We start from the raw sequence: 1,791 nt of genomic DNA on the forward strand, positions 1-1,791 counted from the left end.
AGCCAAGAAAGTTCTCGAAGAAGTCATCTCAGAAGCGGAAGTCTTGTCAGCCGATGCTCTTCGTAAAGCAGCTAAGTCAACAGCAGACACAAGCTCGCTTCAATCAGCAGCTAATGCAACCAAAGCAGCAGCAGAAGCAGCCAACCAAGTCTTTGCGGATGAACATGCCAGTCTTGAAGATATCAATGCCCAAATCACAGCTATCCGTACCGCAGTAGGAAACTTGGGTCCAGAGCTGACAAGCTTTACAGGAGCGGAAGAAGTGACGGTTATGCTAGCTGCAACGATATCAGGGGTAGCAGATGCCAACCAAAGCGGTATAGATGAGATTTCCGAGCGTACGGGACAATATACGGCTATCAGCGTAACAACGCAAAACTTCAAGTGGGAGGATATGGAACCGAGTCCTATCATTGCACTAAAGAAGACGGATGGAACCTATAAGTATAAGAAGTTTAGCGGTCCGGTTACCGTGGATATAGCAAAGGCGGCACAACGAGCAGGCGAATTTGAAGATGCTGCGGCATACAAAGCGACAAACGGTACATTGCAGGCAACCGATAAAGTATATATTATTCAGGAATCGGACTTTACCTCCGCCCCGACCTCTATTGAGGAAAGCTATGACCTGACGAAGTTCCACCATAGAAAAAATCTGGTTTTTGGTGGAGATAGTATTTCTGAAGGGGCTACTATTGATGATGCGGCGTCTGATAGTGTACTTGTAGCATTGGCACGACCGGGCTCCTTTGTATCGGAGATTGAGTTTAAGAATATGGAAAATCCGGGTACCCCATCGATATATTTGCCGGAAGAAAATAATACGTTGTTGGTGGTGGACAATATCCGTGAGGCTGTGGAGCAGGCAGGACCAAATGACCAGTCTTATACGAATTTTGGTTTGTTCTTGTCGCATATAGCTGGAAGTGATGATAAGGTCAATAAGCCAAATACCGTCATGAAATTGCCAGAAGGCGTGGAAGTGATCTTTGCAAATTCGAGTGGTCAGCAGACAACCTTTGCTGGGGCTATGAACGAGATTATGAATACACTCCGATATAATAATGATGAGTGGACGGTTTTAAATCCTCAACAGAAATTAAAATTTAAGTTTATCGTAAAAAAAGATGGACAAATTATCCAAGAAGATAAAAACTGGAGAGAAATTACATTACATGTGTATAATACTCTCGATGCAGTGAAGAATCTGGTGAAAACAACGCTCGAAAACACAGAAAATAACTTTGCAAAGGGTATCGTAGACAATATCGACTTCTCTGGCTTGCCGGAAGTTATGAAAAATGAAGCGGTAGAGATGGAGAAAAAATATCCGAATGTGGACGGAAGTACACCGCAAGACGGCGTACTGCCGCAATTTTCGAATCCGACTAATAAGCAATATAACTGGGTAAATAAGGACGAAGAAACAAGCAACGGTGATCACGCTACATCACCGGCACGATATTTCCCGTATGACATGGGTTTATTTCAGGGAGAGGGAGATAAAATTAATAAAAAGCTGCTGGGATATATACCTTATATCCAAGATTACAAGTCTGAAAATGGTGAAGATCTTGGTATTGCTCCCAGTGAGCATGATAAGAAATTGGTGCCATATTTCACCCTAGGCTCCATCTTTACAAGAACCATGTTTGATCGTGATTTTACTCCGGAACTGGGAGGCGTGAATGAAAGTTATTGGAACTCGTTGGTAGAGGATGCGCCTATCCCACAGCTTGACTTTGAGCCTAAGGTTAATCTGGATATCGTAACCCTTTCCGATAATCCACA

At 43.4% G+C, this 1,791-nt stretch carries 1 protein-coding gene; it reads left to right on the forward strand.

Annotated elements, in window-relative coordinates; genetic code table 11:
- On the forward strand, nt 1-1,791 hold a 1,791-nt coding region (locus F9856_RS11925), incomplete at both ends, for a hypothetical protein (RefSeq protein WP_202106725.1).

Source organism: Streptococcus suis, assembly GCF_016743335.1.
GTDB classification, from domain to species: Bacteria; Bacillota; Bacilli; order Lactobacillales; family Streptococcaceae; genus Streptococcus; species Streptococcus suis_Y.